Source organism: Cellulomonas sp. P4_B5_2 (genome assembly GCF_056402235.1).
On the sequence record NZ_JBFUHU010000381.1, the window covers coordinates 1 to 5,075 of the forward strand.

General features: G+C 73.1%; 5 protein-coding genes and 1 pseudogene. 2 read left to right on the forward strand and 4 right to left on the reverse strand.

Features of this window, described 5'->3' with window-relative positions; translation table 11 throughout:
* Positions 1-430, reverse strand: a 430-nt coding sequence (locus AC1DUQ_RS19775; protein WP_477074423.1) for an alcohol dehydrogenase catalytic domain-containing protein, incomplete at its 3' end; no start/stop codon positions are given.
* Between the two features lie 163 nt (positions 431-593).
* A complete protein-coding gene (locus AC1DUQ_RS19780) occupies positions 594-1,301 on the reverse strand; it encodes a maleylpyruvate isomerase N-terminal domain-containing protein (RefSeq protein ID WP_477074424.1) in 708 nt (235 codons plus the stop codon).
* A gap of 98 nt (positions 1,302-1,399) precedes the next feature.
* On the opposite strand from AC1DUQ_RS19780, the gene AC1DUQ_RS19785 reads away from it, so the two are divergent.
* On the forward strand, positions 1,400-1,930 hold the full coding sequence (locus AC1DUQ_RS19785; protein ID WP_477074425.1) for a hypothetical protein: 531 nt from the start codon (positions 1,400-1,402) through the stop codon (positions 1,928-1,930).
* Positions 1,931-1,936: 6 nt separating this feature from the next.
* Here the strand turns inward: AC1DUQ_RS19785 and metX are convergent, their stop codons facing one another.
* A complete protein-coding gene (gene metX, locus AC1DUQ_RS19790) occupies positions 1,937-3,121 on the reverse strand; it encodes a homoserine O-acetyltransferase MetX (RefSeq protein WP_477074427.1) in 1,185 nt (394 codons plus the stop codon).
* Positions 3,055-4,281: an O-acetylhomoserine aminocarboxypropyltransferase/cysteine synthase family protein gene (locus AC1DUQ_RS19795; RefSeq protein WP_477074426.1), complete on the reverse strand. Its 1,227-nt coding sequence runs from the start codon at positions 4,279-4,281 to the stop codon at positions 3,055-3,057. The genes metX and AC1DUQ_RS19795 overlap by 67 nt, the downstream gene beginning before the upstream one ends.
* Before the next feature lie 459 nt (positions 4,282-4,740).
* Here AC1DUQ_RS19795 and AC1DUQ_RS19800 point away from each other — a divergent pair.
* Positions 4,741-5,075, forward strand: a pseudogene (locus AC1DUQ_RS19800) (NlpC/P60 family protein); the annotation flags it as partial.

The following is a 5,075-nucleotide window of genomic DNA, read 5'->3' on the forward strand; positions in this document are numbered from 1 at the left end:
GGTACGCGGTGAGCCAGGCGGTCGGCAGGCACGCGGCCTCGACGAACGACAGCGCGGCCGGCTTGTCGACGAGGTTCCACGTGGGCACCGCGACCTGCTCGGCGAGCGTTCCGGGGTAGCGCTCGGACAGCAGGCTGCGCGGCTCGTCGGCCCCCACGCCGTGCCCGCTGGCCCCGCCGATCACCCCGTGCACCACGACCTCGCGCCCGTCGGCGGTGACCCCCGCGGCATCGGTGCCCAGGATCATCGGCAGCTGCTCGGCGCGGATGCCGACCCCCCGCAGCGTCCAGACGTCGTGGTGGTTGAGCGCGGCGGCGCGCACGTCGACCACCGACCAGTTCTCGCGGGCCTCCGGGGCGGGCCGGTCACCCACCTCGAGGCCGCTGACGGGGTCGTCGGACGAGAAGCGGGCGGCGTAGGCGGCGATCACGGGCCCAACGTATCGGCCGCAGCGCGCGCGCTTGAGGTTCCCCCGCGGCAAGGCCCTAGGTTCACGGACATGGACGACGTCCTGCTCACGGTCGGTCAGCTGGCCCGCCGGGTCGGCCTGACCACCAAGGCGCTGCGGCACTAGCCGCGCCTCTGGTGAACCGTCAGAGGATCGGCAGCATCCGCCCGAGGTCGGGGACCCCGTCCGACGTGTAGCGCGGGTGCAGCGCGACGGCGAGCACGTCGACGTCGTACGGCTCACGGCCGGCAGCCAGGCGCACCCACCTCCGGGCGTCGGCCACCTCCAGGCTCCACCCGCCGCGCGCGACGACGATGTCCAGCAGGGCGTCGGCGACGAGCCGCAGGGCGTCGGGATCGACCGGGTCCGGCCCCATCGGGACCGACCGCGCGAGGTCGTCCGCGTGCACGACGAGCTCGATCACGCGCGACATCGCCATCGTGCTGAGCAGCAYCGGTCCCCGCCGTGCCTGCACCACGCAGTCCTGCGGGCCCAGCGCGTCCAGCTGCGCGAAGGCCGCCCGCGCCCGGACGTCCACCTCGATCAGCGGGTCGTGGGAGATCTCGGCGGCCAGCTTGCGGGTGGTCTCCGCGATGTCGGCGGCCCGGTCCGCGTACGTGCCGAGGTACTCGCCGAGCGTCAGGGGCACGGTGCCCTGCGGAAGGGGGGCGCACACCGCGAGGGCCTCCATGGCGCGTCCGAGGTGCGCGACCAGCTCGGCGACCGTCCAGCCCGCCAGGACCGAGGGGGCGTCGGCGACGTCGTCGTCGACCACGTCCGTGACCCACGACCGCAGGCGGTCCCACTGCTCGTGCAGGGCGGTGCGGGCGTCGACGAGGTCTCCGGAGGGCATGGTCCCCATCGTGCCGCCCTCGGGTCCCGCGCACATCCCCGCCCTGGAACTCACCCGTTCCGCCTCGCCGCCCGCGAGCACTCCGGCAAGATGGGCCGATGCCCGAGACGGTCGACTTCGCTCCCTGGGACTCCGTCGGTCATCCCGGCTCCACCCTGTCGACGACGCCCGCGGCCTCCCGCCGGAGCACGGTCGAGCTCGTCGGGCCGCAAGGCCTCGTGGCACGGATGGCCCCCGGCCCGTCGAAGCGCAYCGACGAGGTGCGCAGCGCCGGAGCGCCGTGGACCCTCACGCGTGACCGGCGAGGAGCGATGGAGGTGCGCGACGGCGTGACCAGTCACACCGTGGCCGAGGTCGGCCGGGCGGGGTGGACCGGTCGGCGGTCCGGCGTCGTGGACGGGCGCGCGGTCCGCTGGGAGTCCGCCGGGCTGCTGAGCACGTCGTTCCGCTGGGTCGACGCGGACGGCGCGGTTCTGCTCGAGGTCCACCCGCGCGGTCTCCTGCGCCGGCGCCTGGAGATGACCGTCGGCGCCGAGCGGCTGCCGAGCCCGACCGTGATCCTGCTCGCGGTGCTCTCGCGGCACCTGGTGGCGGACAGCGACGAGGCGGCCGCCGCGAGCGGGGCCTGACGCCGGTTACCGGCGCTCGGCGCCCTGCTCCAGGAACTCACGCACGTAGGCGCCGACCAGGTCCTCCTCGATGAGGAAGCCGTCGTGGCCGTAGTCGGAGTGGATCGTGTGCAGCGAGGCGCCCGGGATGCCGGCCGCGATCCGCTCGGACTGCGCGGGCGGGAACAGGCGGTCGGAGTCGACGGCGACGACCAGGGCCCGCGCGGTGATCGAGCCGAGCGCGGCGCTGACCCCGCCGCGGTCGCGGCCGAGGTCGTGGGTGATCATCGTGCGCGTGAGCACCACGTAGGTGTTGGCGTCGAACCGCCGGCTGAGCTTGTCGCCGTGGTGGTCCAGGTACGACTGCACCGCGAACCGACCGCCCTCCAGCGGCTCCTCCGCGCCCTGCGGGATGCGGCCGAACCGCTCGTCCAGCTCCAGGGCGCTGCGGTACGTCTGGTGCGCGATCTGCCGGGCCAGGCCGAGGCCGACGTGCGGACCCTCGCCGTCGGGGGCGTCGTAGTAGTCGCCGTCGCGGTAGTGCGGGTCCGCACGGATGGCGGCCAGCTGGGTGTGGAAGCCGGCGATCTGGTCACCGGACGTCTGCGCCGCCGTCGCGATCGCGGCGATCGACTCCACGCGCTCGGGTGCGCTCGCGGCCCACTCGAGCACCCGCAGACCGCCCAGCGACGCGCCGATGACGAGCGCCCATGAGTCGATGCCGAGAAGGTCGCTCAGCCGGACCTCCGCGGCCACCTGGTCGCGGACGGTCAGGAGCGGGAACCGGCTGCCCCACGGCCGGCCGTCGGGTCCGGGGGACGCCGGCCCGGTCGAACCCTGGCAGCCGCCGAGCACGTTCGGCGCGACGACGAACCAGCGGTCGGTGTCGATCGGCGCACCCGGCCCGACCATCGACGACCACCACCCCGGCGTCGGGTGACCGTCGCCCGCCTCACCCGTGACGTGCGAGTCGCCGGTCAGGGCGTGCAGGACGAGCACCGCGTTGGCGCCGTCCTCGTTCAGCTCGCCCCACGTCTCGTACGCCAGCCGGACGGCCGGCAGGCGCCCGCCGGACTCGAGCTTGAGCGGCCCGAGGTCGGCGAACTGCCGACGCCCCACGGGGTCGCCGTCGCGCCACGCGGCGCTCACGGGCACGGGCCGCTGGGGCTGCGGCGCGCGGGACCCGAGGGTGCGCGGTCGGGCGGGGGACAGGGTGACGTCGGGCACGTGCTTCCTCTCACGGGGTGCCACCGCAGCTCGAGCGCGGAGACGAACGCCTGACCGGCCTCGGTGCCGCCCTCGAGCTCGAACGCGAGCACCGCGCCCGCGCCGCGCGGCGAGTACTTGAGCTGGGCGGCGTGCCACGGGCTCGACTCGAGACCCGCGTAGTGGACCGTGAGCACGTCGTCGCGCGCCTCGAGCCAGGCGGCCACCTTCTCGGCGTTCTGCACGTGCCGCTCGATCCGCAGCGACAGCGTCTCGATGCCCTGCGCGATGAGGAACGCGTTGAACGGCGAGATGGCCGAGCCGAGGTCGCGCAGCAGCTGCACGCGGGCCTTGAGGATGAACGCGAGGTTGACGCCGAACGCGCCCCCGACACCGAGGTCCCGCGCGAACACCAGGCCGTTGTAGGACGGGTCGGGGGTGTTGTAGTTGGGGAACCGCTCGGGGTACTGGGCGAAGTCGAACGAGCCGCCGTCGACGATCACGCCGCCGATCGCCGAGCCGTGGCCGCCCAGGTACTTGGTCGCCGAGTGCACGACGATGTCCGCGCCCCACTGCAGCGGGTTGATCAGGTACGGCGTCGCCACGGTGTTGTCGACGATCAGCGGGACCCCGGACTCGTGCGCGACGCCGGCGACGAGCTCGATGTCGAGGATGTCGGCCTTCGGGTTGGGGATGGTCTCCGCGAAGAACAGCTTGGTGTTCGGGCGGACCGCGTCCTTCCACGACTGCGCGTCGTGCGGGTCGGTGACGAACGTGGTCTCGATGCCGAGCTTGGGCAGCGTGTAGTGCAGCAGGTTGTACGTGCCGCCGTACAGGGACGGGCTGGCGACGATGTGGTCACCTGCCTCGGCGATGTTGAGGATCGCGAGCGTCTCGGCCGCCTGGCCCGACGAGACGAGCAGCGCGCCCACGCCGCCCTCGAGACTGGCGATCCGGTTCTCGACGACCTCCTGCGTGGGGTTGTTGATGCGTGTGTAGATGGGGCCGAGCTCGGCGAGCGCGAACCGCTTGGCGGCCGTCTGAGCATCCGGGAAGACGAATGATGTCGTCTGGTAGATCGGCAGCGCGCGGGCACCCGTCGTCGGGTCGGGCGTCTGGCCGGCGTGGATCTGGCGGGTCTCGAAGTTCCAGTTCTCGTTGCTCATGGTGCTGCGCTCCGTTGTCGATGGACTGTCGATGGATCTGCTGTGGTGCACGGATCCGCGGAGGGTCTCGGGCAGCCGACATCCGTCCCGCGGAGGGGGGAGTGGCGCACGGGTCGAGCCATGGCTCGGGCGGGGTCAGGGCCGTCTTCTGGTGACGGCGACCTGCCCGCGGGCACAGCCGAGCGTGCGCTGGGTCAGCGACACATTCGGCGGGTCATGGGCCGAGGGTAGGCGGATCCGTCCGGTCGTTGGAACAGCCGTCTCACGATGTGGATTCTCGGGTGTCCGTTGCTGCGAACGGGTGATGTCGCACGGATCGCGTCCGGTTCGTCCCAAAGCACATGGATGTGACTCGTGGGACTGGTGTGACAGGTGTTCTCTCCTGGGGTTTTCGCAGGTAGCGTCCTTCGAGGAACGGCTGCCCTCGGCTGTTCGACGACGTCCGGAAAGGCGCCCACGGTGAAGCACAGCAGGAGCACGCGCAGGGCCCTCGTCGCGGGCGCCCTCGTCGCTGCCCTGCTCGCGGCCGGCGCCTCCAGCGCCCTGGCCGACCCGACGCCGCCGTCCACGCAGGACGTGCAGCGCGCGCAGGGCGCCGTGAAGTCCGCGGAACGCTCCGTCGCCTCGATGGAGGTCCGGCTCGCGCAGCTGAGCGCCGAGACCGACGCCGCCGAGCTCAAGGTCCAGCAGGCCGGTGAGGCCTACAACCGGGCCGTCGTCGACGCGGACGCCGCGCAGCAGGCCTCGGCGGACGCCGTCGCCCAGGCCGCGGACGCCTCCGCGAAGGCCGAGGA

Bases quoted from the DNA above. Each gene is read 5' to 3' on its own strand.
- AC1DUQ_RS19795 (WP_477074426.1), bottom strand. From the start codon at position 4,281: ATGAGCAACGAGAACTGGAACTTCGAGACCCGCCAGATCCACGCCGGC.